Source organism: Streptomyces radicis (assembly GCF_003626575.1).
Lineage (GTDB): Bacteria > Actinomycetota > Actinomycetes > Streptomycetales > Streptomycetaceae > Streptomyces > Streptomyces radicis.
The window spans coordinates 210,179-236,979 of sequence record NZ_RBDY01000006.1; the positions used below are offsets into that span (position 1 = coordinate 210,179).

The window sequence follows — 26,801 nt, forward strand, 5'->3', positions numbered from 1 at the left end:
GAAGCCACACCTATTTGTGTGCTGGATTTCCGGCCATCGGCTCCGCAAGGGCGGTGGAGCGGGTTTGGGCGGTGTCCTGTTGGGGTTGGGGTCGGGCATGGTCAGGGGGCCGTACGCTTGCTCAGCTGATCGGGCGGGGCGGAGCCCTGCCCGGTTGATCCGGCCGATGGCCCCCTGGCCTTGCCCGACGCGGGCCCCGAGCTCGGCAGGTGCGTAAAGCCGTGGAGCCGACCCCCAGCCACGACGGCGCCCGAGACAGCAACCCTTCACGGTCTGCTCGTTGTTGCGCGGTCGGCGGGCCCAGGGCCGGTGCGGGGCGGAGGCAGGAGCGGCGGCCCGGGGGCCGCCGCTGCCGCGCGCGCCGCGCTTGCGCGGCGCCTTGATGTCGTGGGGAAGGTTGTAACTCAACGCGTCTCGGTGGTGGGGTCGGTGAGGGTGAAGTGGTCGAGGCGCATGACGAGTTGGGCGGCGATGACCCACTGTATGGCGGGGTTGTCGAAGGGGATGCCTGCGGCGTCGGTGAGGACGGGGCCTTGGTGGCCTGGGCGGTAGAGGGCGCCGTGAACTCCGACCGGGGTCCAGGAGCGGACGCGTAGGGTGACGTAGCGCTGGCGGAGGTGGGGGCAGGCTCGGGCCGACACGGACGCGCAGGGTTGGCAGACCGGTGGGTGGGTGGTTTCGAGTCCTTGGGGCCAGGTGCCGGGGGCGTCGGGTGCTTCGCCCATGAGCCATAGGACGCCGTTGTTGTTGCGGTCGGCGGGTTTTCCGCAGACTTGGCAGAGGAGTCCGGCCATGGCGACGCGTTGGCGCAGGGCGTGGACGGCGCCGAATTCGGGCTTGCCTTTGCCGGGGGTGGAGGGGATGCGGCGCCACAGGACGCCTCCGGTGTCGCGGTCGTAGGAGCGTTCGTCGGCGTAGGCCAGGCGGCCTCGGCGTTCGATGACCCGTACGTCGGCGGGGCGTTCGCCGCTCCACTGGGTGATGTAGGGGACGGTCCTTGTGGTGGGTGTGGGGTTCATCGGGCGTCCGCGGCTTCCCTTGCGTACTCGTGCATACAAGTTCCTTCGGGGCGATGGGCGGCCGTTCTCGGGATGGGGCGGGCGGTGAGGAGGTAGCTGAGGGTGGCGTCGTGGATGGTGTGGGCGTACATGCCGCCGGTGGCCAACTGGTCGAGGGCGTATTGGTGTTCGCGGTCGTCGAGGAGCCAGGCGTTGATGGGCCAGCGTTCGGGGGTGTCGACCTGGTCTCGTATGGCGAGGGCTCGGGTGCGTATCCAGCGCAGGGCGAGGCGCGGTGTGCGGGTGGCGTGGGCGCCGAGCCAGTGGGTGTGTCCGGTGGCGGAGTTGAGGGCTATGGCCTCGCACCAGAGGGTGTTGAACGGCATCGGGTCACCTCGCCGTTGCCGGGGTGGTGTGGATCTCGGCGGTGACGGTGTGGCCGTGGTCGTCGCCCGTGATGGTGAGGGTGGTGGCGAGTGCGGTGACGAGGGCCAGGCCGCGGCCGTGGTCGGCGGTGTCCTCGGGGCGTTCGACGTGGGGGCGGGTGGTCGTTCCTCCGGCGTCGGTGACGGTGATGCTGATGCCGTCGGGGCCGTGGACCAGGACCAGGCGGAAGGTGGTCTTGGCGCTGTCGGTGTGGGTGATGGCGTTGGTGCCCAGCTCGGTGACGATCAGCGCGGCGTCGTCGGCGTGGGGGTTGCCGTCGAGGAGCTGGTGAACGTGGTGTCGGGCGCGGGCGAGTTCTTCGGGGATTCCTGGACAGTCCACTACCCACGCGAACCAACCACTCATATACTCGTGCATACAAGTTCCTTTCTGCTGGTGGGCGGCCATGGACGCGATGGATGTGCTAGATGAGTTTCACGCCGTCGTGGGCGCGGACGGCCGGTGGGCACGTGTCGTTCATGGCGTCGGTGACGCGGACGGCGTATGCCTCGTCGGCCAGGGCGTTGACCTCGTCGCGGGTGACCCACCGCAGGGCCTTGGTCTCGGCCCCGGTGGTGGCCTGGCCGTCGATGGCCTCGCAGCGGAAGACGAGGGAAACGATCAGGCCGGTCATGTTCTTGTAGACGCCGGTGAGCGCGGCGGGTGTGGCGATCTTGAGGCCGGTCTCTTCGAGGACTTCCCGGGCCAGGGCGTCGGGGATCGTCTCGCCTGCTTCGACCACTCCGCCCGGTGGCTCCCAGTGCCCGTTGTCGCGGCGCTGGATGAGCAGGGCTCGGTCCTGGTCGTCGATGATGACTCCGGCGACGCTCACCGAATGCGGACGATTGGTGCTCACGGGCCTCACGTTCCTCGAAGGTGGCTAGGCTCTCTCACCGTAGCAACAGAACTTGGCATCTCGTCTAGATACCTAAAGGAGTAACCGGCATGGTAGCTCTTCCCTCCGGCGTGCTGGGCGCGTTGGACTCCACCAGCGATCGGGCGGTCTTCCGCCAGATCGCCGACCAGCTGCGGGAAGCGATCGACAAGGGGCGGTTCAAGGAAGGTGCCAAGCTGCCGTCCGAGTCCGAGCTGGTGGAGCACTACGGCGTCTCCCGGATGACCGTCCGCAACGCGCTGTCCGTCCTCCAGGGCGAGGGCCTGGTGCACTCCGAGCACGGCAAGGGCGTCTTCGTCCGGCCCCGGCCCCCGGTGCGGCGGCTGGCCTCCGACCGGTTCGCCAGGCGGCACCGCGAGCAGGGGAAGTCGGCGTTCACCGTGGAGGCCGAAGCCGCGGGGAGCCGCCCGGAGGTCGACAGCCTGGAGGTCAAGGAGGAACGTCCCACCCAGGATGTCTCCGCCAGGCTCGGCGGCCCGCGCCGTGTGCTGGCCCGGCGTCGCCGCTACCTGCTGGACGGGCGGCCGGTGGAGTTCGCGGCCTCGTTCCTCCCGCTCGACCTGGCCCGGAACACCCCCATCGCCCAGCCCAACCCCGGGCCCGGAGGCATCTACGCCCGGCTCGAAGAACTCGGCCACCGCCTCGACCACTTCGAGGAGGAGATCCGCGCCCGCATGCCCTCCCCGGCCGAGATCAGGACGCTGCGGCTCGCCTCCGGCGTACCCGTGATCCACCTCATCCGCACCGCGTTCGACACCGAAGGGCGACCGGTCGAGGTCTGCGACACGGTCATGGCCGCCGACGCCTACGTGCTGGCGTACCAGCTCCCGGCCACCTGAACCGGGGCGTTGTCGTCGCGGGCGGCGACTCGCACACACCCCCCTACTCGTATAGACGAGTGGCTGAGTGTGTGGCACACTGGAGCGCGCTACCACCCGTGCGGGATCGGTTCGCGGCATCTTGTCTAGACGACTAGGTGTCAGGGTCGGTCCCCGCCGAACAAGGAGAAGGTACGTTGCGTTCCATTCGAGTTGAGACCTCCGCCGCGACCATCCTGCTGACCGAGGCACCCGAGCCGAAGGTGCGGGACCGGCAGACGGGGGAGATCGCCAAGGACGCCGTCAGCGGTGAGACGCTGATGCGGCTTGGTGTGGTGTACATCGAGGACGGGGAGTCCTCACTGATCCAGGTCACCGTTCCCGCGTCGGGGGTGTCCGAGGGGCTGGCGCTGGGCGGTCCGGTGGCCTTGCCGGGGCTGGTGGTGCGGCCGTGGGAGTCGGTGTTCAACGGGCAGCAGCGGCACGGCATCGCCTACCGCGCCGCCGCGGTGACCCCGGCCGCGTTCCCGGTCGGGGCGGGGGCCTGACCGCCATGTCGTCTGAGTTGCTGACGGTGCTTGGGGTGGGTGGGCCCGCTGCGGTGCTGGGTGGTGGGGCGGTCTGGACCCGAGTCAGGTACCCGCATGTGTTCTGGTCGGCGGTCGGCCTGCCGGTCTCGGCGGCGCGGTTGGTGGGGTCGTACGGGTCGGTGATGGACGCGTGCGGCCTGACCGTTCCGCCGTCGCGCCTGCGGGCGTTGGCCGTGCGGGCGGCGACGCGTCGTGAGGTGCGGCCGGTTCCGCCCCGGCGCGGCCTGCTGCGGCCCACCTCGACCGGGTTGCGGCTGAGGATGCGGCTCGCGCCCGGCCAGGAGATGGCCGATGTCGCGGCCTCGACGGAACGGCTGCGGCACGCGTGGGGTGTGCACGCCGTTCACGTGGCGGAGGTCAAGCCGGGCACGGTCGAACTGCGACTCGTCGGCTACGACGTCCTCAACCGCGTGCGCATGCCGAGAAGAACGGAAGGCGGGTTCCTGCGGGTTCCGGTGGCCCTGCGGGAGGACGCCACCGCGTTCGTCCGCGACTACCGGACCGTCCCCCATCAACTGACCCTCGGCGCAACGCTGGCGGGGAAGTCCATGTTCCTGCGCCACCTGGTCACGGGCCTGGCGCCTCAGCCGGTGGCGCTGGTCGGGATCGACTGCAAACGCGGGGTCGAGCTGGCGCCGTTCGCCCCGCGCCTGTCCGCCCTGGCCACCGACCCGGAGCAGGCGGCCGAGCTACTGCCCGTCCTGGTCGCGCTGATGGAGGAACGCTACGACCTCATACGCGCCCGCCAGCGCATACCCGGGGACGTGCCGGATGCCGAGATCACCTCGGACGTGTGGGGCCTGCCGGAGCATGAACGGCCCGTGCCGGTCGTGGTGTTCGTGGATGAGGTGGCCGAGTTGTTCCTCACCGCGACGCGGAAGGATGAGGAGCGGCGGGATGAGATGGTGACGCAGCTCATCCGCCTCGCCCAGCTCGGCCGCGCGGCAGGCATCTACCTCGAAGTCTGCGGGCAGCGGTTCGGCGCCGAGCTGGGCAAGGGCGCCACCATGCTCCGCGCCCAGCTCTCCGGCCGCGTCTGCCACCGCGTCAACGACGAAGCCTCCGCGAAGATGGCCCTGGGCGACATCGCCCCCGACGCCGTTATCGCCGCGTGTGCCATCCCGGCAGAACGCCCCGGTCTGGCCGTGGCGGGGGATTCCTCGGGCGGTTGGACCCGCATCCGCACCCCGTACCTCTCCCTCGCCGACGCCGCAGCACGCTGCCGCGACTCGGCGCACCTCGTGCCCGACGTTCCCGCGCTGAAGCCGTTCCAGCCGCTCACCGCGCCGGTCGAGTCCAAAGGCTGAACCGCCCCTTACATCCCTCAATTCGCCATGTCCCTACCCGAGCCATGCCCGAAACCCGGAAGGAGGCAACCCGTGGTGCGTGCCCTCGTGGGACGGATCGATGCCGTCTTGGTCCAGGCGGTCATTGCTGCTGCGTTGTCCTTCGCCCACATCCACGATCTCGCCGCGGCGGCCGGACAAGACGGCTGGAAAGCATGGGCCTACCCGATCTCCGTTGACCTGCTGCTGGTCGCCGCCTGGCGGCGCCTGCGCACCGGCGACACGGGCAAGGCGGCGGGCTGGTGCTGGTTCCTCATCGCCCTCACCGCCTCCCTCGGCGCGAACGTCGCCACCGCGGGGCTCCTCGACATGAACGACGTGCCCACCTGGCTGCGCATCCTCGTCGCCGGATGACCCGCCGTCGCCTTCCTCGGCGGCACCCTCCTCGCCCACACACCTCAACCTGCCCAGCACGACCAACCCACCGCACCCGAACCCCCGCCAACGGCCGCACCGGCACCGGCCGTGAACGTGCCCGAGGCGCTGCTCGCGCACGCGCGGAAGGTCGCCGCCGACCACCACGCGCGCACCGGCCAACCCATCGCCCCACCGACCCTGCGCGCCCGCCTCGGCGTCCCCGCGCCGCTGGCCGACGCCATCACCCAACAGCTCTGACTGACAAGGAGGCGATGCCCGCAATGACCCGGCAGTTCCCCACCACCGCCGAACACCTCGAAGCCGCACATGAGATGGCCACGACCGGCCGCCCCACCCTGGCGCGGCTCCTGGCGGAGGAAGCCGCCGACCGTACCGACAGCGAGGAAGAAGCCACCCGCATCCTGCGCGACTTCACCGGCCGCACCCTTCGCACCGAGAGGTGACCATGCCCGCGCCGCGCCGCTTCCGCAACATCGCCGGCCTCGGCCCGGTCGAGGTCGGCACCGCCCACGACCACCGGGGCCGGACCAAGCACACGGCCGCGTGCACCGCGCCCCGCTGCGGGTTCTCCGCCGAGTACGACACCCGCTCGGCCGCCGAACTCGCCGCCCGCACCCACCGCTGCCCCGCCCACTGAACGGAGACCCGCCGCCGTGACCGTGAACCTGCCCCTCGTCGTCGTTCTCGGCCTGATTGCCCTCGGCGCGATGAAGTTCCTCGGCGTCCGCCCCTGGCTCGTCGTCGTGATCGCCCTGTTCGGGTTCTACCTCTCCGACACCTTCATCGCCCCCGCCATCGACACCGGCACCCGCACCGGCGTCGACATCGTCAACGACCAATACAACTAGACAACTAGCCCAGTACCGGCCCCGGGGTGGCCTCGATACCGCCAAGCATCCACCGCCGACATGGTGTTCACCACCCGCTACGGCACCCCGATCGACCCCCGGAACTTCAACCGCGAGTTCATCCGGCGCTGCGAGCGGGCGGCCGTCCGCGTGATCCGCGTGCACGACACTCGGCACACCTGCGGGTCGCTGCTGGCCGCGATGGATGTGCACCCGCGCGTCGCCATGCAGATCCTCCGGCACTCCGAGATCGCGGTGACCATGGAGGTCTACACCCACATCCCGTCGAAGGAGACGCGACGGGCCCTCCGCAAGCTCGGGAAGGCCCTCGGCGGGAAAAGAGGGCGACCAGCCAAGCCGTAGCCGTTGCTGTACTTCGCTGCTGTACAAAAGGCAGAGGGCCTTGCTGAGATTATCACAAGGCCCTCTGACCAGCGTCGGGGTGGCGGGATTTGAACCCACGACCTCTTCGTCCCGAACGAAGCGCGCTGCCAAGCTGCGCCACACCCCGGTGCAGCGTTCAACACTCTAGCCGACCCTCGCGTGTACGGGAAATCAGGTTTCCCGCGCCGTCAGCGTCAGGAGCGTGGCCTCGGGGGGGCAGGCGAAGCGGACCGGGGTGTAGCGGTTCGTGCCGCAGCCCGCCGAGACGTGGAGGTAGCTGCGGTGGGACGGGGTCTCGTGGGTCGAGAGGCCCTTCACGCGGTCCGTGTCGATGTCGCAGTTGGTGACCAGCGCGCCGTAGAAGGGGACGCACAGCTGGCCGCCGTGGGTGTGGCCCGCGAGGATCAGGGGGTAGCCGTCGGCCGTGAACGCGTCGAGCACGCGCAGGTACGGGGCGTGCACCACGGCGAGGGACAGGTCGGCGTCAGGGGCCGGGCCGCCGGAGACCTCGTCGTAGCGGTCGCGGCGGATGTGGGGGTCGTCGAGCCCGGTGAGGGCGATCTCGGTGCCCGCGGCCTTCAGGTGGCCGCGGGCGTTGCTGAGGTTGGCCCAGCCCGCCTGGTCGAACGCGTCCCGCAGCTCCCACCAGGGGTTGCGGGGAACGTGGTGCGCGGGCGCGTTGCCGTTGAGGCCGTAGCGTCCCGAGGCGCGTTCCACCAGGTAACGCGCCGGGTTGCGCAGGCGGGGCGCGTAGTAGTCGTTCGAGCCGAAGACGTACGCCCCGGGGAACTCCATCAGCGGCTCGAGCGCGTCGATCGTCTCGGGGACGGCCTCGGGGTCGGAGAGGTTGTCGCCGGTGTTGATCACCAGGTCGGGGCGGAGCCCGGCGAGAGAGCGCAGCCACCGCTGCTTCTTGCGCTGACCCGAGACCATGTGGATGTCCGACACGTGCAGCAGCCGCAACGGCCCCGCCCCCGGGGTCAGGACCGGGACGCTCACCCGGCGCAGCCGGAACGAGCGGGCTTCGAATCCCGCGGCGTAGGCCACGGTCGCCGCGGTCAGGGCGGTGGCGGTGAGGGCGACGTTGAGGGGGATGCGGTAACGGGCGCGCATGGGGCCATCGTTTCAGATGAGCGGTACCGCACAATGGGGGGCATGACCACGTTCAAGTCCCAGCTCCGACACGATTTGACGGCCGCCATCAAGCAGCGCGACGAGCTGCGTTCCGCGACGCTGCGGATGACCCTGGCCGCGATCACGACCGAGGAGGTCGCGGGGAAGTCGGCCCGTGAGCTGTCGGACGAAGAGGTGCGGAAGGTGATCGCCCGCGAGGCCAAGAAGCGGCGCGAGGCGGCCGAGGCGTTCGACAAGGGCGGGCGCCCCGAGCAGGCCGCGCGGGAGCGGGCCGAGGGCCAGGTGCTCGCGGAGTACCTGCCCGCGCAGCTCACCGACGAGGAGCTCGACGCGCTGATCGCCGCGGTGCTTGCGGAGATCGGCGGCACGCCGAACATGGGCGCCGTGATGAAGGTCGTCAACCCCAGGGTCGCGGGCCGCGCCGAGGGCGGCAGGGTCGCCGCGGCCGTGCGGAAGGCCCTGGCGGCGGGCTGATCGCGCGGGGCCGGATCGCCTGACGGCCTCCGGCGGGGTGGCCCAACGGCTCGGCGGGGCAGGTATCCGGCATGGCGAAGTCCTCGTTGGCGCACCGGGCGCGCCGCCGCCCGGTGCGCCCGGTGAGCGCGGCCCTGTTCACCCTGCTCGTCCTCGTGCCGTCCGCCGCCTGCGCCCTGGCCGAAGGCGGCCCGTCCGCCGAGGAGTTGCGGGCGCGGGCCACGTCGGCGCCGACCGAGGAGGAACGCGCGGGTGCGGAGCGCCGGGTGCGGGACGAGATCGCGCGGGTGGCCGAGCGCCTGCCGGGGCTGCGCCCGTACTCCGTGGTGACCACGGACAGCTGTCTGCGCGGCCCCGGCTACGACTGGAAGGCGCAGGAGGACTCAGGCCGTGAGATGACCTGCTCGGTGACCGCCACCGCGTACTACGGGTGGGACGAGGACATCCCCGCGCTGCTCGACGCGGTCGCCGCCGAGTTCCCCGAGAAGGAAGAGGTGGCGGCCAGGGAGGCGAGGGTGTGGGAGCGGCTCCTGGCGAGTGGCGGCCCTTATGGGCCGTCCCTGGTCACGGGTCTGGCGTGGGACATCCCCGGGGACCGGGTGGCGGAGCCCCGCCCCTGTCCCGAGGAGTCGGACCACATCGTCCACGCGCGCTGTGCGGTCGAGCCCGGGTCCGATGTCGTCCCGTTGGAGGAGATCCGGCGCGCCCACCGCCTGGTGGTCGCCTGGTCGGAGGGCGCCGGGTACCTGGCGGTGAGCGCGCCCGACGCGGCGGGGTGAGGGCCGGGCGGCCCTCACCCCTCCACAGCCCTACAGCCCCATGCCGCTCATCGTCCGCTCCAGGGAGTCGGCGTAGAGCGTGGCGCCCCCGCGCTTGGGATGGAACGACTGCGCCGACAGGCCGCGTTCCCCGATGAGCGGCCAGTCCACGACCGGGTCGTCGCTCGCGGTGGTGTCCGTGACGATGCCGTGCACCTGCTCGGGGTCGCCGCACACGGACATGCCCTGGAAGTCCTCCCGCGGATCGGAGAAGTACGCGTCGACGCCGCGGGCCCTGGCGTCGGCGACCGCGCCGTTCATCTCGTCCGCCAGCACACCGGCGAGGTCGTTGAGCCAGTGGGCGGACTCAGCGCGCAGCCCGATCCAGCCGAAGAACGTGCGCAGGCAGGAGCCGCTCGAGGAGAACAGCTCCGGGTAACCCATCAGCACGATCTTGGCGTTGGGCGCCTGCTCGTGGATGCGGTCGAGCGTCGCGAGGACGTCCACGCGCACCACGTCGTGCAGCAGCGCGGGGAGCGCCTCGTCCATCGGCAGGCCCTGGTAGGGCCCGTCGCGCCCGTCGCCCCACTCCTCGTCGATGAGCGGGTCACTGCTCTCGAACGCCTCCCCGGCGCAGCCGCTCACCCCGATCTCCAGCAGGCACTCCTGCACGACGTGCGAGAACCGGGCGTCGTTGCCGCCGATGGAGACGGTCACCAGGGACGTGTGCTGGTCCAGATATCCCTGGTCGAGCTGCGGCAGCTCGCCGCCGTTGTCCTGAACGTACCGGTGCATGTTGTAGGTCCGCGCCCCCGAGCAGGCGGTGAGGTGGTAGTCCATGTCCGGGTGCAGGCTGTCGTCCAGCTCGCCCACGGACTGCGCGAAGCCGGGCGCTTGCGCCTGCCTCGACCAGGTCTCGGTGGAGCGGTGGCAGGCGTTGCGGGTCGAGCTGTCGCTCTCGTTGCGGTAGTTGGTCTCCGGGTAGTAGTGCTCGTCCCCGTCGGACGCGCCCTCGCCCGAGGAGTACGAGTCGCCCATCGCGACGATCTGGTGGCGCGGCTGGTCAGGCAGCGGCTGGAACGCCACGGCGTCCCAGGCGACGTCCTCGGAGCCGTTCCCGTCCTGCGTGTAGTTGCCGAGCGAGACGGCGGGGGTGCCGGTGAAGCGGAACGCGCCCAGGCTCACCCAGCGGTTCTCGCGCGTCCGCTGGGGCACGACCCGCTCGGGACTGGTGGAGTCGGTGCCGTGCACCTCGTAGGTGGCCTGGCGGGTGTGCGCGCCGTGGTCGGGGATGTGGACCAGGACGCGGGCCCAGCCGTCGATCGGCCGGTCCAGGGTCCAGGTGCCCTTCATGTGGAGGCGCTCGTCCTCCTCGCGGGTGTGCGTGAACCAGAAGTGATTGCCGTACGCCGCCCCGATCTGGTGGAGGTCGATCTTGCCGGGATAGGTGGCGTTCCACTCGGTGAACTCGAACGAGAAACGCCCCGCCGACTCGATCGGGCCGCAGCTGTGGCCCGCCGATCCCGCGGGGTAGACGCCGTCGGGGACGTCGTCGACGACGAGCGTGCCGCTCGGGAGGCCGTCGCTGCACCGGGGCGGGTAGGAGGAGTTCTGGTCGGGCTGCTCAGGAAACGTCTCGTTGAACCGGTGCACGGCGTAGCCGCACGTCGCCGCGGCCCCGCAGTCCTTCCACTCCGCGGCCTGGTTCCACCAGCAGTGCAGCTCGAAGCCCGGCGTGAACTCGCCGCAGGCGCCGAGGCCGGGCTCGTTGTCGTCGTCGTCGCCGATCAGGCCGGGGTCGCAGTCGTTGGAGTCGTCGCAGAAGAGCGCGATCGGGGGCTTGGCCGCGGTGCGGTACTGGGTCGAGTTCCACCAGGAGGCGCGGTAGCCCGCGGCGAACTCGCCGGGCGCGGTCATGGCCGACAGCGGGCGTGCGGCCCAGCCGATGACCTTCTCCGGGTACGGCCAGTCCTGCGGGTGCGCGGCGTGCGCGTAGTCGTCCCTGCCCTGGGCGTCCTCGAGGAACGGCGTGCGGTTCGCCTTCCACAGCGGGTTGGCGGGGTTGTTCGTCCAGCCGACGCCCCAGTGGCCGCCGTGCTCGCCCGCCGAACTCTCCGGGTAGAAGCCGGAGTTGTAGGCCCAGAGGGCGAAGAACCAGTTCTCGATCCAGCGCGGGTCCCCGTCGTTGACGACGAGTCCCGCGGACATGGTCTGGTTCCACTTGTCGGCGAGGATGTCGGCGCCGGCCGCGATGTTGGCGGTGTAGTCGAGTGCCACGGCCTCCTGCTGGCGCGGCGTCAGGGCGGTCTCGCCCGGCTTCTCCCGCCCGGCCATGCGCATGCCGTCCGTGACCTGCGTGATGCCGTAGCCGCAGTCGGCGTCCGCCCAGTTGACCGCCCAGGGGTCGGTCTGCTCGCCGTCGGGGGCGTACTCGATGCCGTAGTAGTTGCCGATGAGCGGGTTCGCGGTGAGGCCCGGCACGGCGTACCTGGTCGCCTGCCACATGTTGGACTCCTGCGCGGTGATCCCGAGCATGATCTGCGCGGGGATGTGCCACTCGTCCTCGGAGTCCGGCTCGTAGGCGCCCGTCGGGTCGCCGTGCAGCACGCTCAGCGGGAACAGGCTCTGCGGCTGGTAGGCGGCCATGCCGGTGCCCTTCCAGTCGGCGCCCCGCGACACGTGCCGGTCGAGGCCGTCGACGACGGCCTGGTCGACGGCCCACTCGACCTGGCGTGGAGTGGGCTGGAACGCCTGCTTGTTGACGTCGCCACGCGGCACCGAGCAGTAACGCTCGTCGTCCACCGGGTCGGAAGGGGAGGCCGCGGCGGCCCCCGTGCCCTCCGGCGCCGCGCCGGGGGCCAGGGCGGGGGACGGCGTCGTGCCCTGACCGAGCCGGTCCACGTCGATGGGCTCGGCGGCGGGCGCGGCCTGGAGGACGGTCGAACGCCGGGTGTCGAGCGCGGTGATCTCCGCGCGCACCGGCCGGGCCGACACCGATTCCTCGGGGGTGATGTGCGCGTCCCTGCCGTCCGCCCAGCTCGTGTGCACGGCCGCCTCGCCACGGGTGCTGACCCGTGCGTCCTTCGGCAGCGTGCCCGGATTGCTCACCGTGTCGGGCAGCGCGCCCTCGGTGGCGGCGGTGCCGGTGACGACGACGGTGCCGTCGGCGGCGCGGGCGAGGTCGAACGCCGTGAGCTCGCCGGTCGCCAACTCCTCGGGCGGGGCGTCGGCGTTCGGCCGGTCCACCAGGTCGGGGCCCACCCGGGCGACGGCGGCGCGCTCGACGCCTTCACCGTCGGGTCCTGTGCGATCGAGGAAGACGAAGCCGCCGTCGGCGTCGGCCGCGATCTGGAACGGGACGCCGCGCGTGCGGGCGAGCCGGGTCCGCTCGCCCTCGGCGTCGATCCGCACCAGGTTGGCGCCGCTGGCCGCGACGACATCGTCGCCGTGGGGAACGGCCGAGGTCACCTGCCCGGCCAGGGTCAGCGGCTCACCCGGGGTGCCGTCCGCCGCGTCGATCAGGACCAGGCGCGTGGCGTTCCGCTCCGACGCGTCGTCGGAGAACTGGGAGACCACCGCGGTCTCGCCCGCGCCGCAGCCGGGCGAGAAGTGGGCGAGGGAGGAGAGCAGGGGAAGCTTGGTCACCTCGCCGCTGGTCAGGTCCACGACGGCGGTGAACGCGCCCCTGGTCATCAGCTCGGGCTCGTTGGTGAAGGTACGGGGCGCGTACACCACGACCGCGCGCTGCCCCGAGGCGGTCACACACGCGTTCCCGATCCAGGTGTCGGTCTCGAAGCCGGGCTCGGACAGGGACGCGGCGGTGCGCCAGGCGTAGCCCCGGCTCTCCTCGGCCACGAGCACATGGAAGCCGGTGCCGTCGCCCGAGGTCGTCCACAGCCGGTCCTCCGACTCCCGCCAGCCCCCGCCCAGCAGGCGGTCGCGCTCGGACGGCGGAACGGCGTCGGGCGCAGGGGCCTCCTCGGGGCCGCTCCCGCCGGGGTCCTGCTGGGCCGCCGCGGCGGGCGCGGTCGTGGTGTCGGCCTGCGCGTGCGCGGGGCCCGTGGGCGCCATCATGACCAGCGCCGAGAGCGCGGCCGTGGCGACGGCGGCGCGTCGCCGGAACAGTCTTCGCATCGTCTTTTCCCATCCCCTCACTTGGACGTGTCGTGAATCGCCCGCCGCTTTCGCGGGGGTGGCACAAGATCGCTCGGCCGCGTGTGCCGGTCCGCACGGCACACGTGAAGCCCCTGGCGGGACGTTTTCTCAGCGGGAATGCGTCCGGGCCAGGGGCTTCACAGGGAAATCAGGGAGTCGGCGTGCGCCGACCTATATCGGAGAGGTGATTCGGAGAAATGTGCCGAAGGCTTTTCTCCGGGGGGCGGGGATCACCACCAGGCGGTGCAATAAGTGTTCCCGCCGGTCGCGGCGCAGGCCCGCATCTGATAGCCGGTGCCACTCCCGGCGCCCGGCGGGTTGTAATACATCGGGGTCCAGGAGTAGTGCGCGTTGCCCGTGTCCTTGGCCGTGTAGCCGGAAGGCCCGGGGATGCTCGTCCAGCCGAGGGACTCGGTGCCCTGCGTCACGCCGTTGACGATGTAGCGCCGCTGCGCCCAGAACGACGCGCTGCCCGAGGCGCCGTACCACCGGAGCCGCGTCCAGGAGTACTGACGTCCGTCATATGTGCCGTACCTGAGCTGGATGGTCCCGATCGGGGTGGGGCCGTCGGCGATCGCCGCCTGCGCGGGACCCGAGGAGAAGTTGAGCCCGTTGGGGTTCCTGCCGTCGTGCGTCCAGAGCGGGGACACGTCGGTCGGAGCGACATCGGTCGGAACCACGGCGGGTGCGGCGGACGACGACGGCGCGGTCAGCAGGCCGGTGGACACACAGAGAACGGCCAGGAAATTGAACAGGAGGAGCGGTCTTTTGCGTGACGTTCTCGGGGACTTCACGATCGCCTCTTCTCGTCACATGACCCGGAGGTCATTCACACGATTTCCGCGACCCAGCGTCCCCGGTGCCCGTGGACACGTCAACGCCACTGTCTCTGGCCTGTTCTTCGCTGTATCCGATATGTATGCCGAAGATATCTCGTCGATATCCCGGGCCCCGACTTCTCAGTCGAAGAAGCCGCCGGGGCCGTTCCCGCGGTTGCCGTTGCCGTTGCCGCCGAGCAGGTCGCCCCACTCGTTGCCCTCGTTGGGCGGCTCGTTGTCGCCGTTCCCCCTGTCGTCGCCCTCGTCGCCGTTCCCGCTGTCGTTGTCGCCGCCCGGGTCGTCCCGGTCGTCGTCGTCGCGGTCATCGGGGCGGCTCGGGCGGTCGTCGCCGCGGGGGACGTCCACGTCGTTGAACGTCGAGGCCTGGACCCCCTGGAGGGCTCCGGTCATCGCCTGATTCCAGATGGGGCCCGCGACGCTGCCGCCGCCGGCGGTCTCGTAGAACCGTCCGGCGATGGTGATGTCCACCATCTGCTGGCGTTCGTTCTCGTTGCCCACGTGGACGGCCGTGGCGATCTCGGGGGTGTACCCGGCGAACCACACGTCCTGCCGGTCGTTGGTCGTGCCGGTCTTGCCCGCGCTCTCCCTGATGAGCCGGGCCGGCTGGCCCGTGCCGTTCTCGACGACGTTGACGAGCATCTGGTTGACCGTGTCGGCGGTGTGCTCCGACATCACCTGGCGGCAGTCGCTCTCGGGAACGGCCAGCTCCTCGCCCTTCGAGTCCGTGACCGCCGAGATGGCGACGGGCTCGCAGTAGGTGCCGCGGTTGGCGAACGTGGCGTAGGCGTTCGCGACCTGGAGCGGGGCGACCGTCTCGCTGCCCAGGGTCAGGGAGGCGACGGCGTCGAGCGGCTCGTTGTCGCCGCGCTCGAGCCCCATGGCGGCGGCCATCTCCAGCGTCTCGCACAGGCCGACCTGGCGCTCGAGCTCGACGAAGTACGTGTTGACCGAGTCGGCGAGGCCCTCGGTCATGTCCCAGGTGCCCCGCAGCTCCTCCCGCTCGTTCGCCAGCTCGTACTCCGTCTCGCCCGAGCCGTCGCTCAGGGGGCGGTTCTCGCAGTCGCGGAAGTCGGCGAGCGGAACGGTCAGCTCGTTGTCGGTGGTGTACTCCTGGGCCGGGGAGATCCCCGCCTCGAGGGCCGCGGCCGCGGTGATCGGCTTGAACGTCGAGCCGGGCTGGAAGCCGTAGTTGGAGCCGCCCATCTCCTGCGAGACATTGAGGTTGATCGTGGTCTGGTGCTGCTCGGGGTCGTTGCCGTAGGGGCGGCTCTGCGCCATCGACAGGATGTGGCCCGTGCCGGGCTCGACCTGGACGACGGTGGCGGACACCGAGTCCTCGGGGCGCGCGCCGTCCCTGGCCGCCGCCGCGGCGGCCTGCTGGGCCTGGGGGTCGAGCGTGGTGGTGATGGTGAGGCCGCCGAGCGCCCACAGGGCCTGGCGGTCCTCCCTCGTCTCGCCGAAGACGGGGCTGCTCAGGAACTCGCGCTCGACGTAGTCGCAGAAGAACTGGGCGTCGTTGACGGCGGTGATGCAGCCGTTCCTCGGCTCGCTGACGTTCAGGCCGAGGTCGCGCTCCATGGCCTCGTCGGCCTCGGCCCGGGTGATGTCGCCGGTGTCGACCATGGCCTGGAGCACGGTGTTCCGGCGCTGGACGGCGGCCTGGTCGTCCACGGTCGGGTCGTACTGGCTGGGGGACTGCACCAGGCCGGCGAGCATCGCGGACTCGTGCAGGTCGAGCTCGGCGGCGGACTTCGAGAAGTACCGCTGGGAGGCGGCCTCCACGCCGTACGCCTGCTGGCCGAAGTACGTGATGTTCAGGTAGTTCTCCAGGATCTCGTCCTTGGTGAGCTCCTGCTCCAGCTGTATCGCGTACTTGATCTCCTGGATCTTGCGGCCGAGGCCCGCGGCGCCGGTCTGCGTGATGGCCTCGGCGATCGCCTCGGCGTCGTCGCCCGCGGCCTCGACGAACACGTTCTTCACATACTGCTGGGTGAGCGTGGAGGCGCCCTGCTCGACGCTGCCCGACTCGACGTTCTGCGTCAGGGCGCGCAGGATGCCGCGGAGGTCGACGGCGCCGTGCTCGTAGAAGCGGGCGTCCTCGATGGCGACGATCGCCTGCGTCAACGTGTCGGCCATGTCGTCGAGCGGCACGACCGTGCGGTTGCGGTTGTAGACGTCGGCGATCTTCTCGCCGTTCGCGTCCAGGATGGTGGTCCGCTGGCTGAGCGGGGGGCGCTCCATCATGGCGGGGATCTCGTCGAACCCGTCCATGGTGCCGCGGGCCGCGAGGCCGAGGGCGCCGACCGCCGGTAGGGCGATCCCCGCGAGCACCGCGCCGGAGAGCACGCTGACCCCGAGGAACTTGGCCGCCTGCTGGAAGGTGGTCAGACCGCCACCGGGACGCTTCCTACTCATGGCGCAAGCCTACGTTCTCAAAAGCCGGACAGGGGTCCATCTGTTCGCCTAAGCTACTCACGGTTCACACAATGACCCCCGCGTCAAGCGAGCCATCACCCATAGGGGTGAGTTGGCGGAGGCGGTGTGCCACCGACCAGCGGAACGTTTACCTGCGTCGACCGCGCTTCACTCGTGAGGGTGACTTCGCGCTCCCCATAGTCCGATCGGGCCATTCAAGATTAGACCCCCTGGGGGTGTTGTGCGGTGCCAGCCTTCCGTAACGTCCTCAACTGGCAAGGGTGAATATGCCACTTGCCGCCGTGGGGGAGCCTCGATTCGGGAGAGGACGGCACCGGCATGAGCTGGGTTACCGACTGGAGTGCGCAGGCCGCCTGTCGCACGACGGATCCGGATGAACTGTTCGTACAAGGGGCTGCTCAGAACAGGGCCAAAGCCGTCTGCACCGGCTGTCCGGTGCGCACGGAGTGCCTCGCCGACGCCCTGGACAACCGCGTGGAGTTCGGCGTCTGGGGAGGCATGACGGAGCGTGAGCGGCGTGCGTTGCTGCGTCGGCGCCCGACCGTCACCTCCTGGCGCCGCCTGCTCGAGACCGCGCGCACGGAGTACGAGCAGGGCGCACGCCCGCTCGCCGCGCGCTCCGGTGAGCGGGAGGACCACCGGGACCACGAGGGTGGCGAGCGTTACGAGACGTACGACGGCTATGAGCGGGAGTACGAGCAGGAGTACGAGCGCGACTACGAGCGGTACGAGGGCTTCGGGGACTTCCCCGGCTACGCGAACGTCGGCTGATCCCCCCGGCCGGCGAGCCGTTCGCCGATGGCGCGCAGCCCTGCCAGGTCATGCACGTCGCCGGGCAGGGCGGGCACCTCCACCACGGGCACCTCGGGGTGGAGTGCGGTGAAGCGCGCCCGCGTGCGCTCCTCGCGCGCGAGCTGGCGCATGCGCTCCGCGTGCACGCGCAACAACGCCGCCGCGAGGCGGTCGGACGCGTCGTCGCCGGTCTTGGCCGGGGCGTCGCTGCCCCCTGGGGCCGCCGGGGAGTGGTCTTCGGGAGAGCGACGGCCGCTTCGAGAGGCATCATCCCCAGCCGGATGATCCACAATTCCGTTTGACGCAAGATTCTTTGCGTCGAGCACCTCGGCCGCCGCCAGGGCGCGTTCCGCGCTGAGCCGGGAAGCGGCCGACGTGCCCACGCGGTTGAGCACGAGCCCGGCGAGCGGCATGCGGTCGGCCTTGAGCCGGTCGACGAAGTACGCGGCCTCGCGCAGCGCGTCGCGCTCGGGCGCGGCCACCACGAGGAACGCCGTGCCGCCCGCCTGGAGCAGCCGGTAGGTCGCGTCGGCCCGCGCCCTGAAGCCGCCGAACATCGTGTCCATCGCGGCCACGAACGTCTGCACATCGCGCAGCAGCGCCGTGCCGAGCACCTTGCCGAGCGTGCCGGTGAACAGCGAGAGCCCGGCCATCCCCAGGCTCATCACCTTGCGCCCCGCGCGCCCGCCCGCCTTGGCCGGGCCCATCAGGACCCGGATGAAGCGCCCGTCGAGGAACGAGCCGAGCCGCTGCGGGGCGTCGAGGAAGTCGAGCGCGGAGCGGCTCGGCGGGGTGTCCACCACGATGAGGTCCCACGTGTCGCGGGCGGCGAGCTGGCCCAGCTTCTCCATCGCCATGTACTCCTGGGTGCCGGCGAACCCGGCGGAGAGCGACTGGTAGAAGGGGTTGTCCAGGATCGCGCGGGCGCGCGCCGGGTCGCTGTGCGCCTCGACGATCTCGTCGAACGTGCGCTTCATGTCAAGCATCATGGCGAACAGCTCGCCACCCGCGGACCGGTCGGCGCCCGGCACGGGGCGCGGGACGTTGTCCAGCTCGGTCAGGCCCATCGACTGGGCCAGCCGCCGCGCCGGGTCGATCGTCAACACCACCGCGCGCCGCCCGCGTTCGGCCGCGCGCAGGCCGAGCGCGGCGGCCGTGGTCGTCTTGCCGACGCCGCCCGAGCCGCAGCACACGACGATGCGGACCGAGGGGTCGTCGAGCAGCGGGTCGACCGCGAGCGCGGGCACCGGCGCCTGACCCGTCTCGCGCGCCCCCTCGTTCATCGCGTCGTCCATCACGCGCCCCCCGCCCAGTCGAACTCCCGCAGGCGGCGCGCCAGTCGGTACAGGCCCGCCAGGTCCGCGCCCTCGCCGAGCAGCGGCAGCTCGCGCACCGGTCGGCCGAGCCCGGCCAGCTCGGCGCGCTGGGCCCGTTCGAGCGCGAGCCGCTGCGCGTACTCGCGGCCCTGGGCCAGCAGAGGCCCGGCCAGCCGCGTGGCGCCCCTGAGCCCGGCGCGGCCGAGCGCGGCGGCGAGCCCCGGGTCACGCTCGGGCAGCGGGATGTCGAGGCGCTCGGCGGCGCGCACCATGTTCACGACCACGGCGCCCACGGGCAGCTCGGCGGCGCGCAGCTCGGCGACCCCGTCGGCCGTCTCCTGCACGGGCATCTCCTCGAGCAGCGTGACCAGGTGCACCGCGGTCTCGGGCGAGGTCAGCACGCGCATCACGGCCTGCGCCTGGTGGTGGATGGGGCCGACCCTGGCCAGGCCCGCGACCTCGTGGTTGACGCCGAGGAAGCGCGCGACGCGGCCGGTCGGCGGGGCGTCGAGGACCACCGCGTCGTACGCCCAGTCCGCGCCGTCCTTGCCGCGGCGCCTGACCGCCTCGCAGACCTTGCCGGTCAGCAGGACGTCGCGCAGCCCTGGGGCGACCGTGGTGGCGAAGTCGATCGCGCCGATCCGGCGCAGGGCGCGGCCCGCGCCGCCGAGCTTGTAGAACATCTGGAGGTAGTCGAGCAGCGCCTGTTCGGCGTCGATCGCGAGCGCGAAGACCTCGCCGCCCCCGGGGCCGATGGCGATGCGGCGCTCGGCGTAGGGGAGCGCCTCGGTCTCGAAGAGCTGGGCGATGCCCTGGCGGCCCTCGACCTCGACGAGCAGGGTGCGCCTGCCCTCGTCGGCGAGCGCGAGCGCGAGGGCGGCGGCGACGGTCGTCTTGCCCGTGCCGCCCTTGCCGCTGACCACATGGAGCCGGGTGGCGGGCCCGATCCCCGGATTGCCGGAAGCGCTCACGGTGGCGAGCCTAGGCGAAGGCCGCCGCGGTGTCAGAGGGGACGACTAAAGTGAAGGGCATGAAGAAGTGGGAATACGTGACCGTGCCGCTCCTGGTGCACGCCACCAAGCAGATTCTGGACAACTGGGGTGCGGACGGCTGGGAGTTGGTCCAGGTCATCCCCGGTCCGAATCCCGAGCAGCTGGTGGCGTACTTCAAGCGTGAGAAGCAGCAGCCGTGAGTGGCGGGGGCGACGGGGGCGACCAGGGGTCCGTCGAGGCGCGGCTGGCCGAGCTGGGGCTCGAGCTGCCCGACGTGGCGCCGCCGGTGGCGGCCTATGTGCCCGCGGTGGTGACCGGGCCCTATGTGTACACCTCGGGCCAGGTGCCGCTGGTCGGCGGCGAGTTGCGGGGGGTGGGGAAGGTGGGGGCCGAGGTCGGGCCCGAGGAGGCGAAGGAGCTGGCGCGGATCTGCGCGTTGAACGCCCTGGCCGCCGTCAAGTCCGTGGCGGGGGGCCTGGATCGGGTGGCCCGGGTGGTCAAGGTGGTGGGCTTCGTGGCGTCCGCGCCCGGGTTCACGGGCCAGCCCCAGGTGATCAACGGCGCGAGTGAGCTGCTCGGCCACGTCTTCGGCGAGCGGGGGCGGCACGCGCGCAGCGCGGTGGGCGTCGCCGTGCTGCCGCTTGACGCGCCGGTCGAGGTCGAGATGCAGGTGGAGCTCTCCGATGGCTGAGCCGCCGGAGCGGGAGGCCGAGAGGTCGGGCGAGGCCGGGGTCGCCATGCCCGACTGGGAGCGGCGCTTCAGGGCGCCGCGGGTCTCGCTGCCCGGCTGGGCGCGGGACGCCCCCGAGCGTTCGCTGTTCATCTCCAACGCCACCGGCACGTTCGAGCTGTACGCGTGGGACCGGGCCACCGGGCGGCAGCGGCAGGCCACCGACCGGCCGAACGGGACGGTGGACGGCACGCTCTCGCCCGACGGCGCGTGGCTGTGGTGGTTCGCCGACCACGACGGGGACGAGTTCGGCGTGTGGATGCGGCAGCCGTTCGCCGGGGGCGAGGACGAGACGGCGGTGCCGGGGCTCGCGGCGTCGTTCCCCGCGGGTCTCGCGCTCGGCCGGGACGGCACGGTGGTCGTCGGGCGGATGACCGAGGAGGACGGCACGACGCTCCATGTGGCGAGGCCGGGGGCCGAGCCGGTCGAGGTCTACCGCCACCGGCAGTCGGCCGGGGTGGGCGATCTGTCGCACGACGGCTCGCTGTTGGCGATCGAGCACACGGAGCACGGCGACGCGATGCACTCCGCGGTGCGGGTGACGCGCCTGGACGGCACGACGGTCGCCGAGTTGGACGACACGCGTGGCGGCACCGAGGAGCTGGGCCTTTCGGTGCTGGGGTTCGCGCCGGTGGCCGGGGACCCGCGGCTGCTGATCGGCCATCAGCGGCGCGGCCGTTGGGAGCCGATGATCTGGGATCCGCTGACCGGTGAGCAGACCGAGCTGCCGACGGAGCTGCCGGGCGACGTCCACGCGAGCTGGCTGCCCGACGCCTCGGGCCTGTTGCTCGAGCACAGCCGTCACGCGCGCGACGAGCTGTGGCGCCACGACCTGGCGGCCGGGGAGTCGGCCCTGGTCGAGACGCCGCCCGGCACGATCTCGGGGGCCACGGGGCGCCCCGACGGCACGGTCGAGTACCTGTGGTCGTCGGCCGCCGAGCCGCCGCGGGTGGTCTCGACGGCGGGCGGGACGGTGCTGGATCCGCCGGGGCTCCGGGCGCCGCGTTCGCTGCCCGTCACGGACGTGTGGGTCGAAGGGCCGGGCGGCCGGGTGCACGCGCTGGTGCAGCGGCCCGAGGTCGGCGAGGGGCCCTTCCCCACGGTGTTCGACATCCACGGCGGGCCGACGGCGCACGACAGCGACGCGTTCACGGCCGGGCCCGCGGCGTGGCTCGACCACGGCTTCGCCGTCGTCCGGGTCAACTACCGGGGCTCCACCGGGTACGGCCGCGCCTGGACGGACGCGCTCAAGCACCGGGTCGGGCTGATCGAGCTCGAGGACATCGCGGCGGTGCGCGAGTGGGCCGTCGCCTCGGGGCTCGCGGATCCCGAGCGCCTGGTGCTGACCGGTGGCTCGTGGGGCGGCTATCTGACGCTGCTCGGGATCGGGACGCAGCCGGACGCCTGGACGGTCGGGGTCGCGGCGGTGCCCGTGGCCGACTATGTGGCGGCGTACGAGGACGAGATGGAGGCGCTCAAGGCGCTCGACCGCACGCTGCTCGGCGGCTCGCCCGACGAGGTGCCTGAGCGGTTCGAGGCGTCGTCGCCGATCACGTATGTCGATCAGGTGCGCGCCCCCGTCTACATCTCGGCCGGGCTGAACGACCCGCGGTGCCCGATCCGCCAGATCGAGAACTATGTGGCGCGGCTGGCCGAGCGCGGCGTCACCCACGAGGTGTACCGGTACGAGGCCGGGCACGGCTCGCTGGTGGTGGAGGAGCGGATCAAGCAGGTGGCGCAGGAGATCCGCTTCGCGCGGGAGCACCTTCCCGGTCCGGCACCGGCGCCCGAGCCGGTGGCCCGCTGAGGCCGCTCGGCGGCGCCTCGGGTGCGCCGGACCCGCCGCGTCCGGCGCGGTCGTCGTGTCCGCCGGGGTGGAGGCCGAGCTCGGCGTCGCGCTGGGTCTCCACCTCCCTCCTGAACAGGCGGAACCACATGAAGACCGCGAACGCCGCGAAGACGAACCACTCGGCGGTGTAGCCGAGGTTCTGGAAGGCGTCCATGTCGAGGCCCGTGCCGGTGGGGGCCTCGGCGGGCACGGGGGTCAGCGGCGCCTCGGCGTCCCGCACGGTGATCCAGACGTCGGCGACCGGGTACGGCAGGACGTTGATCAGCGAGGCGGCCGAGATCACGCCGAGCTGCCCCTCGGGCAGGGCGGTGGTCGGCGCGGTGATCTCGCTCGGCGACTCGGCGGCCTGCAACGCGCCGCTGACCGTCGCCTCGCCCCCGGGCGGCGCGGGCACCGCGGACGCGTCGGCGGGGCCAGGCAGCCAGCCGCGGACCACGGGCACCGCGGGGCCGCCGTCGGCCGGGTGCAGCGGGGTCAGCGCGTAGAAGCCGATGTCGCCCTCGATCGTCCGCCCCGGGACGAGGAGTTGGTGCTCGGCGTCGAACGTCCCGGTGATCTCCGCCTGCCGCCCCACGGTCTCGGTCGTCAGCGGCATCAGCTCGTCGAAAGGCCGCGCCTCACCGGTGTTCTCGGCCAGCTCCCGCTGCTCGCGGTGCGAGTCCACCTGGTCCTCGAAGCGGCCGAGCTGCCAGGTCCCCGCGATGAGGCACACGGGGATCGACAGCACCACGAAGACGTTGATCGCCCACCAGCGGGGGGTCAGCAGGAACCGGTACACGCCCCCACGGTACGTCCCGCGCGGGGCCGTCAGAGCGTCGGGGCTTCCAGAACGCCCGTGCGGTAGACGGTGCCGGAGCAGTCGCCGGTGAGCCGGATCTGGGCCGCGGCGGGCTCGCCCGCCGCCGGGGTGTAACGCAGGACCACGCCGTCGTCCTCCCCACCCCCGCCGCCGCCGTTGCCGTTGCCGCCACCGGTGCCGCCACCGTTGCCGTTCCCGTTGTCGCCGCCGGTGCCACCGCCGTTGCCGGTCCCGCCGCCGTTGCCGTTGCCGTTGTCGCCGCCGGTCCCGCCGCTGGGGTCGCTCGGGCTCGGCTGGTCGTCGGGGCCGCTCGCGTCGGGGGGGTTGGTGCCCGCGGTGGTGCCGGGCGACTGCTCCCCGCCGCTGCCCGGGCTGCTCGACGGGCCGCCCTCGCCGACGCCCCCGGCGCCGCCGCCCTCGGACGGTGCCGACGACGGGGCGTTCGCGGCCGACCGCGAGGACATCGGGTCGGCCGACTCGCTGGGCGGCGGGTCGGTGGGCGGCTCGGTCTCGCCCGGCCCGTCGACCGCGCAGCTGCCCGCCGCCGCGCCGGTCGGCACCCAGGCGAACCGCACCTCGTACGCCTCGCCCGCGGGCAGCACCAGCTCGTCGTGGGTCTCGTCGGGCGTGGGCAGGCCGGTCGCGCGGTCGCCCTCCGTGCGGTCCACGATCTGGATGTCCGCCATGCCGTCGGCGCCGAACGGCAGCGCGGCGAGCTCGCCGTTCCCCGTCACCAGGCAGGGGTCGTCCGACACGTTGGCCAGCCGGATCAGTCCGTAGATCCGGCCCTGGGCGTCCGGCGGCTCCAGGGCCGTGGTGATCTCGCCGAGCTGGTCGCGGCGGCACGTCGGCGACGAGACGCCCATGGTCTCGTCGGAGTCGGGCGAGGGGCCCTGGAAGTGCCCGTCGAACGCGCCCGAAGGCGGCGTCCCGCGCGTGGAGCCGTCCTCGGGGAAGCTCCCGGGACCGCCCGACGTCGGGCGGCCTCCGTCGGAGGGGTTGAGGCCGAGGGAGCCGCCGTCGCCCGGGGAGCGCTGGCCGCCGTCCACGGCGTGCTCGGCGCCTGCCTCGAGCGAATCGTCGCCGCCGCGGCCGACGTTGGCCGCCGCGGACATCACCAGCGGCGCGCCGATGCCGAGCAGCGCCACGGACGCCGCGGTGCCCAGCAGCAGATGGCGTCTGCGCCGACGGCGCGCGGGGATGGCCTCGTGCAGCTGGTCGAGCGCGTCGGTGGTCGGCTCGATGTCCTCGACGGCCGCGCGCAGCAGGCGGCGCAGCTCCTCCTCGTCGCCGACCGGCCCTGGCGTGCCCGACGCGCTCGGCGTACCGGGAGTGCCCGGCTTCCCCGCGCCGTCGAGCGGCTCGGAGGTCTCGCGCGGCTCCTCGTCCCGGCCCGGCCCCTCCCGCCGACGCCGGAGCTCGTCCCGGTCGTCGCCTCCGCTCATCGGGCAGCCTCCATCGCGACGCGCAGCGCGGCGATGCCGCGCGAGCCGTACGCCTTGACGGAACCCGCGGAGATCCCCAGGGTCTTGGCGACCTCGGCCTCGGTCATGTCGGCGAAGTACCGCAGCACCAGGACCTCGCGCTGGCGGCGCTGGAGCCCGCGCATCGCCTTGATCAGGTCGGCGCGCTCGAGCTGCTCGTACGCGCCCTCCTCCGCGCTCGCCATGTTGGGCAGCGGCTTGGAGAGCAGCTTGAGGCCGAGGATGCGGCGGCGCAGGGTGGAACGGCTGAGGTTGACCACCGTCTGACGCAGATAGGCGAGGGTCTTCTCCGGGTCGCGCACACGGTTGCGCGCGGAGTGCACACGGATGAACGCCTCCTGCACCACATCCTCGCAGGATGCGGTGTCGTCGAGGAGCAGGGCGGCCAGGCCGAGGAGCGAACGGTAGTGGGCGCGATAGGTCTCGGTGAGGAAGTCGATCGTGGTCCCGGCCGCGACCTCACTCATCGCGTCGTCCGCGGCGTCCTCGCCCTGGGCGGGGATACGGGTCGGCCGGGAGGCCGGCAGGGGAGCGGTCACGGGCGCGCTCCCGGCCAGGCGTCGCGGGTGCGCTGCTGGAAAGCCGAGAACCTCTGCAACCTCTGCCACGCCAGTTGGACACACTCTCCCCCGCGAAGGTTGTACGGCGTGGGCGAGCTGTCGGTATCAGAGGTATCCGGTCTCATAACCCACCGCCCGCCGTGAAGGTCCCGTTCCGTCCGCGCCCCTGGCCGTTCCGCCCGTTCCGGCGCACCAAAGACACACCCCGCACCGCGGTTGGCTGGCAAAGCGGTGCGGGGACTTGAAATGGTCCCCCGGCCCCTCGGCCGGGAGCAAGCCATCCGGGCCTACGACTTGGTCACGAGAGCTTCACATCTGGCCGTTGTCGGCCACCTTCAGGCGCTTTCCCCCGGAGTGACCTCGTGATCCGCCCAACCAGGCCCTGTCCGGGCGGACTTCAGCGGCCCGTTCCGCCGTAGACAACGGCCTCGTCGGTGTCGCTGTCCAGGCCGAACGCGGTGTGCACGGCGCGCACCGCCTCGTTGACGTCCTCCTCGCGGGTCACCACGGAGATGCGGATCTCGGAGGTGGAGATCAGCTCGATGTTGACGCCCGCGTTGGACAGCGCCTCGCAGAACGTCGCGGTGACGCCGGGGTTGGTCTTCATGCCCGCGCCGACGAGGGAGATCTTCGCGATCCGGTCGTCATAGCGAAGTGCTTCGAAACCGATCAACTCCCGCCGCTTCTCGAGCGCGTCGATCGCCTTCTGTCCCTCGTCCTTCGGAAGCGTGAACGAGATGTCGGTGAGACCGGTCGAGGCCGCCGAAAAATTCTGCACGACCATGTCCATATTGATCTCGGCGTCGGCGATCGCGCGGAAGATCTTCGCCGCCTCGCCCGGCTTGTCGGGCACCGCGACGACCGTGATCTTGGCCTCGGAGGTGTCATGCGCGACCCCCGAGATGATTGCCTGCTCCATCGGCTGACCTCCTGGGGGCTGATTGCTGACCCATGTGCCCTTGAGCCCCGAGAACGAGGACCGTACATGAATCGGAATGTTGTAACGCCGCGCGTACTCCACACAGCGGTGCAGCAGCACTTTCGAGCCGGAACTGGCCAGCTCCAGCATGTCTTCGAACGAGATCCAGTCGATCTTGCGCGCCTTCCGCACGACCCGGGGGTCGGCGCTGAAGACGCCGTCGACGTCCGTGTAGATCTCGCACACCTCGGCGTTGAGCGCGGCGGCCAGCGCGACCGCCGTGGTGTCCGAGCCGCCGCGGCCGAGCGTCGTGATGTTCTTGCCGGTCTGGGAGACGCCCTGGAAGCCCGCGACGATCGCGATGTTCCCGGCGTCGACGGAGCTCTGGATGCGGCCGGGGGTGACGTCGATGATGCGGGCCCTGTTGTGGACGGAGTCGGTGATGACACCGGCCTGGCTGCCGGTGAAGGACTGCGCTTCGTGCCCGAGTGAGGTGATCGCCATCGCGAGCAGCGCCATCGAGATGCGCTCGCCCGCGGTCAGCAGCATGTCCAGCTCGCGCCCCGTCGCGACGGGGGACACCTGGCCCGCGAGATCGATCAGCTCGTCCGTCGTGTCGCCCATCGCGGAGACCACGACGACCACCTGGTGGCCGTCCTTCTTGGCCTCGATGACTCGCCTGGCGACGCGCTTGATGCCCTCGGCATCGGCTACGGAGGAGCCGCCGTACTTCTGCACGACAAGGCCCACGTGTGCTCGCTCCTCGTTCTCTTGCTCCCATGGCCGAAAATCGGCCACAGCCGGATGAAGTCTACCGAGCAGGCCGCTCCGCTCGCCCGCCCAGCGACCACCCCTGCCCCGGACACGTCACCTGCACACCG

General features: G+C 71.8%; 26 protein-coding genes, 1 tRNA gene and 2 pseudogenes. 14 read left to right on the forward strand and 15 right to left on the reverse strand.

Annotated elements, in window-relative coordinates; all coding sequences use genetic code 11:
• Positions 1 to 404: 404 nt before the first annotated feature.
• From D7318_RS11665 to D7318_RS11680, 4 genes are read right to left on the reverse strand one after another with little or no spacing between them, the layout of a single operon-like run.
• On the reverse strand, positions 405 to 1,019 hold the full coding sequence (locus D7318_RS11665; protein WP_120696850.1) for a hypothetical protein: 615 nt from the start codon (positions 1,017 to 1,019) through the stop codon (positions 405 to 407).
• Positions 1,016 to 1,384, reverse strand: a complete 369-nt coding sequence (locus D7318_RS11670; protein ID WP_120696851.1) for a hypothetical protein — start codon at positions 1,382 to 1,384, stop codon at positions 1,016 to 1,018. Before D7318_RS11670 ends, D7318_RS11665 begins: the two co-directional genes overlap by 4 nt.
• Positions 1,385 to 1,388: 4 nt before the next feature.
• The gene (locus D7318_RS11675; RefSeq protein WP_120696852.1) at positions 1,389 to 1,802 is read right to left on the reverse strand and encodes an ATP-binding protein; all 414 of its coding nucleotides are present in this window, start codon (positions 1,800 to 1,802) and stop codon (positions 1,389 to 1,391) included.
• A 46-nt stretch (positions 1,803 to 1,848) separates the two neighbouring features.
• Entirely contained in the window at positions 1,849 to 2,256 is a 408-nt protein-coding gene (locus D7318_RS11680) for an NUDIX hydrolase (RefSeq protein WP_120696853.1), read from the reverse strand.
• Between the two features lie 113 nt (positions 2,257 to 2,369).
• On the opposite strand from D7318_RS11680, the gene D7318_RS11685 reads away from it, so the two are divergent.
• From D7318_RS11685 to D7318_RS11720, 8 genes and pseudogenes are all read left to right on the forward strand, one after another.
• Positions 2,370 to 3,158 (forward strand): GntR family transcriptional regulator, encoded by a 789-nt coding sequence (locus D7318_RS11685; RefSeq protein ID WP_120696854.1) that lies wholly within the window; start codon positions 2,370 to 2,372, stop codon positions 3,156 to 3,158.
• Positions 3,159 to 3,334: 176 nt separating this feature from the next.
• Positions 3,335 to 3,685, forward strand: a complete 351-nt coding sequence (locus D7318_RS11690) for an SCO3933 family regulatory protein (protein WP_120696855.1) — start codon at positions 3,335 to 3,337, stop codon at positions 3,683 to 3,685.
• 5 nt (positions 3,686 to 3,690) lie between these two features.
• Complete coding sequence (locus D7318_RS11695; protein ID WP_120696856.1) at positions 3,691 to 5,034, forward strand: FtsK/SpoIIIE domain-containing protein; 1,344 nt, start codon at positions 3,691 to 3,693, stop codon at positions 5,032 to 5,034.
• A gap of 75 nt (positions 5,035 to 5,109) precedes the next feature.
• A pseudogene (locus tag D7318_RS11700) lies at positions 5,110 to 5,688 on the forward strand (DUF2637 domain-containing protein).
• Positions 5,689 to 5,711: 23 nt separating this feature from the next.
• Complete coding sequence (locus D7318_RS11705; RefSeq protein ID WP_120696857.1) at positions 5,712 to 5,894, forward strand: hypothetical protein; 183 nt, start codon at positions 5,712 to 5,714, stop codon at positions 5,892 to 5,894.
• Between the two features lie 2 nt (positions 5,895 to 5,896).
• Positions 5,897 to 6,088, forward strand: coding sequence for a mobile element transfer protein (locus D7318_RS11710; protein ID WP_120696858.1), 192 nt, complete (start codon positions 5,897 to 5,899; stop codon positions 6,086 to 6,088).
• 16 nt (positions 6,089 to 6,104) lie between these two features.
• Positions 6,105 to 6,299, forward strand: coding sequence for a hypothetical protein (locus D7318_RS11715; protein WP_120696859.1), 195 nt, complete (start codon positions 6,105 to 6,107; stop codon positions 6,297 to 6,299).
• Between the two features lie 51 nt (positions 6,300 to 6,350).
• Positions 6,351 to 6,662, forward strand: a pseudogene (locus D7318_RS11720) (tyrosine-type recombinase/integrase); the annotation flags it as partial.
• Positions 6,663 to 6,736: 74 nt separating this feature from the next.
• Here the strand turns inward: D7318_RS11720 and D7318_RS11725 are convergent.
• Together D7318_RS11725 and D7318_RS11730 are read right to left on the reverse strand one after the other, a co-directional pair.
• A tRNA-Pro gene (locus D7318_RS11725) sits at positions 6,737 to 6,810 on the reverse strand.
• Positions 6,811 to 6,854: 44 nt separating this feature from the next.
• Entirely contained in the window at positions 6,855 to 7,796 is a 942-nt protein-coding gene (locus tag D7318_RS11730) for a metallophosphoesterase (protein ID WP_120696861.1), read from the reverse strand.
• Positions 7,797 to 7,838: 42 nt separating this feature from the next.
• On the opposite strand from D7318_RS11730, the gene D7318_RS11735 reads away from it, so the two are divergent.
• Complete coding sequence (locus D7318_RS11735) at positions 7,839 to 8,291, forward strand: GatB/YqeY domain-containing protein (RefSeq protein ID WP_120696862.1); 453 nt, start codon at positions 7,839 to 7,841, stop codon at positions 8,289 to 8,291.
• 71 nt (positions 8,292 to 8,362) lie between these two features.
• Positions 8,363 to 9,070, forward strand: coding sequence for a hypothetical protein (locus tag D7318_RS11740; RefSeq protein ID WP_120696863.1), 708 nt, complete (start codon positions 8,363 to 8,365; stop codon positions 9,068 to 9,070).
• A 30-nt stretch (positions 9,071 to 9,100) separates the two neighbouring features.
• Here the strand turns inward: D7318_RS11740 and D7318_RS11745 are convergent, their stop codons facing one another.
• The 3 genes from D7318_RS11745 to D7318_RS11755 all read right to left on the reverse strand — a co-directional run bounded on the left by D7318_RS11745 (position 9,101) and on the right by D7318_RS11755 (position 16,458).
• Positions 9,101 to 13,183: a golvesin C-terminal-like domain-containing protein gene (locus D7318_RS11745; RefSeq protein ID WP_120696864.1), complete on the reverse strand. Its 4,083-nt coding sequence runs from the start codon at positions 13,181 to 13,183 to the stop codon at positions 9,101 to 9,103.
• A 251-nt stretch (positions 13,184 to 13,434) separates the two neighbouring features.
• On the reverse strand, positions 13,435 to 13,932 hold the full coding sequence (locus tag D7318_RS11750) for a hypothetical protein (protein ID WP_120696865.1): 498 nt from the start codon (positions 13,930 to 13,932) through the stop codon (positions 13,435 to 13,437).
• 231 nt (positions 13,933 to 14,163) lie between these two features.
• A complete protein-coding gene (locus D7318_RS11755; RefSeq protein WP_120696866.1) occupies positions 14,164 to 16,458 on the reverse strand; it encodes a transglycosylase domain-containing protein in 2,295 nt (764 codons plus the stop codon).
• A gap of 339 nt (positions 16,459 to 16,797) precedes the next feature.
• Between D7318_RS11755 and D7318_RS34930 the strand changes: the two genes are divergently transcribed.
• The gene (locus D7318_RS34930) at positions 16,798 to 17,250 is read left to right on the forward strand and encodes a WhiB family transcriptional regulator (RefSeq protein ID WP_408055474.1); all 453 of its coding nucleotides are present in this window, start codon (positions 16,798 to 16,800) and stop codon (positions 17,248 to 17,250) included.
• Here D7318_RS34930 and D7318_RS11770 read toward each other — a convergent pair.
• Both D7318_RS11770 and D7318_RS11775 read right to left on the reverse strand, forming a co-directional pair.
• Positions 17,232 to 18,566: an ArsA family ATPase gene (locus D7318_RS11770; RefSeq protein ID WP_408055475.1), complete on the reverse strand. Its 1,335-nt coding sequence runs from the start codon at positions 18,564 to 18,566 to the stop codon at positions 17,232 to 17,234. The genes D7318_RS34930 and D7318_RS11770 overlap by 19 nt on opposite strands.
• Positions 18,566 to 19,558, reverse strand: coding sequence for an ArsA family ATPase (locus D7318_RS11775; RefSeq protein ID WP_329604570.1), 993 nt, complete (start codon positions 19,556 to 19,558; stop codon positions 18,566 to 18,568). The genes D7318_RS11770 and D7318_RS11775 overlap by 1 nt, the downstream gene beginning before the upstream one ends.
• Positions 19,559 to 19,617: 59 nt before the next feature.
• Here D7318_RS11775 and D7318_RS11780 point away from each other — a divergent pair, with 59 nt between their 5' ends.
• Genes D7318_RS11780 through D7318_RS11790 form a run of 3 tightly spaced genes read left to right on the forward strand, consistent with a single transcriptional unit; the run spans position 19,618 to position 22,116 of the window.
• On the forward strand, positions 19,618 to 19,779 hold the full coding sequence (locus D7318_RS11780) for a DUF4177 domain-containing protein (RefSeq protein WP_120696868.1): 162 nt from the start codon (positions 19,618 to 19,620) through the stop codon (positions 19,777 to 19,779).
• Complete coding sequence (locus D7318_RS11785; protein WP_120696869.1) at positions 19,776 to 20,270, forward strand: RidA family protein; 495 nt, start codon at positions 19,776 to 19,778, stop codon at positions 20,268 to 20,270. Before D7318_RS11780 ends, D7318_RS11785 begins: the two co-directional genes overlap by 4 nt.
• The gene (locus tag D7318_RS11790; protein WP_408055476.1) at positions 20,263 to 22,116 is read left to right on the forward strand and encodes a S9 family peptidase; all 1,854 of its coding nucleotides are present in this window, start codon (positions 20,263 to 20,265) and stop codon (positions 22,114 to 22,116) included. Before D7318_RS11785 ends, D7318_RS11790 begins: the two co-directional genes overlap by 8 nt.
• On the opposite strand, the gene D7318_RS11795 is transcribed toward D7318_RS11790, so the two are convergent.
• The 4 genes from D7318_RS11795 to D7318_RS11810 all read right to left on the reverse strand — a co-directional run bounded on the left by D7318_RS11795 (position 22,034) and on the right by D7318_RS11810 (position 26,670).
• Positions 22,034 to 22,936: an SURF1 family protein gene (locus D7318_RS11795; RefSeq protein WP_120696870.1), complete on the reverse strand. Its 903-nt coding sequence runs from the start codon at positions 22,934 to 22,936 to the stop codon at positions 22,034 to 22,036. The two genes, D7318_RS11790 and D7318_RS11795, sit on opposite strands and share 83 nt — an antisense overlap.
• A gap of 29 nt (positions 22,937 to 22,965) precedes the next feature.
• On the reverse strand, positions 22,966 to 24,402 hold the full coding sequence (locus tag D7318_RS11800) for a hypothetical protein (protein WP_120696871.1): 1,437 nt from the start codon (positions 24,400 to 24,402) through the stop codon (positions 22,966 to 22,968).
• Positions 24,399 to 24,998, reverse strand: a complete 600-nt coding sequence (locus D7318_RS11805) for a SigE family RNA polymerase sigma factor (protein WP_120696933.1) — start codon at positions 24,996 to 24,998, stop codon at positions 24,399 to 24,401. Before D7318_RS11805 ends, D7318_RS11800 begins: the two co-directional genes overlap by 4 nt.
• A 400-nt stretch (positions 24,999 to 25,398) precedes the next feature.
• Positions 25,399 to 26,670, reverse strand: coding sequence for an aspartate kinase (locus D7318_RS11810; RefSeq protein WP_120696872.1), 1,272 nt, complete (start codon positions 26,668 to 26,670; stop codon positions 25,399 to 25,401).
• Positions 26,671 to 26,801: the final 131 nt, after the last annotated feature.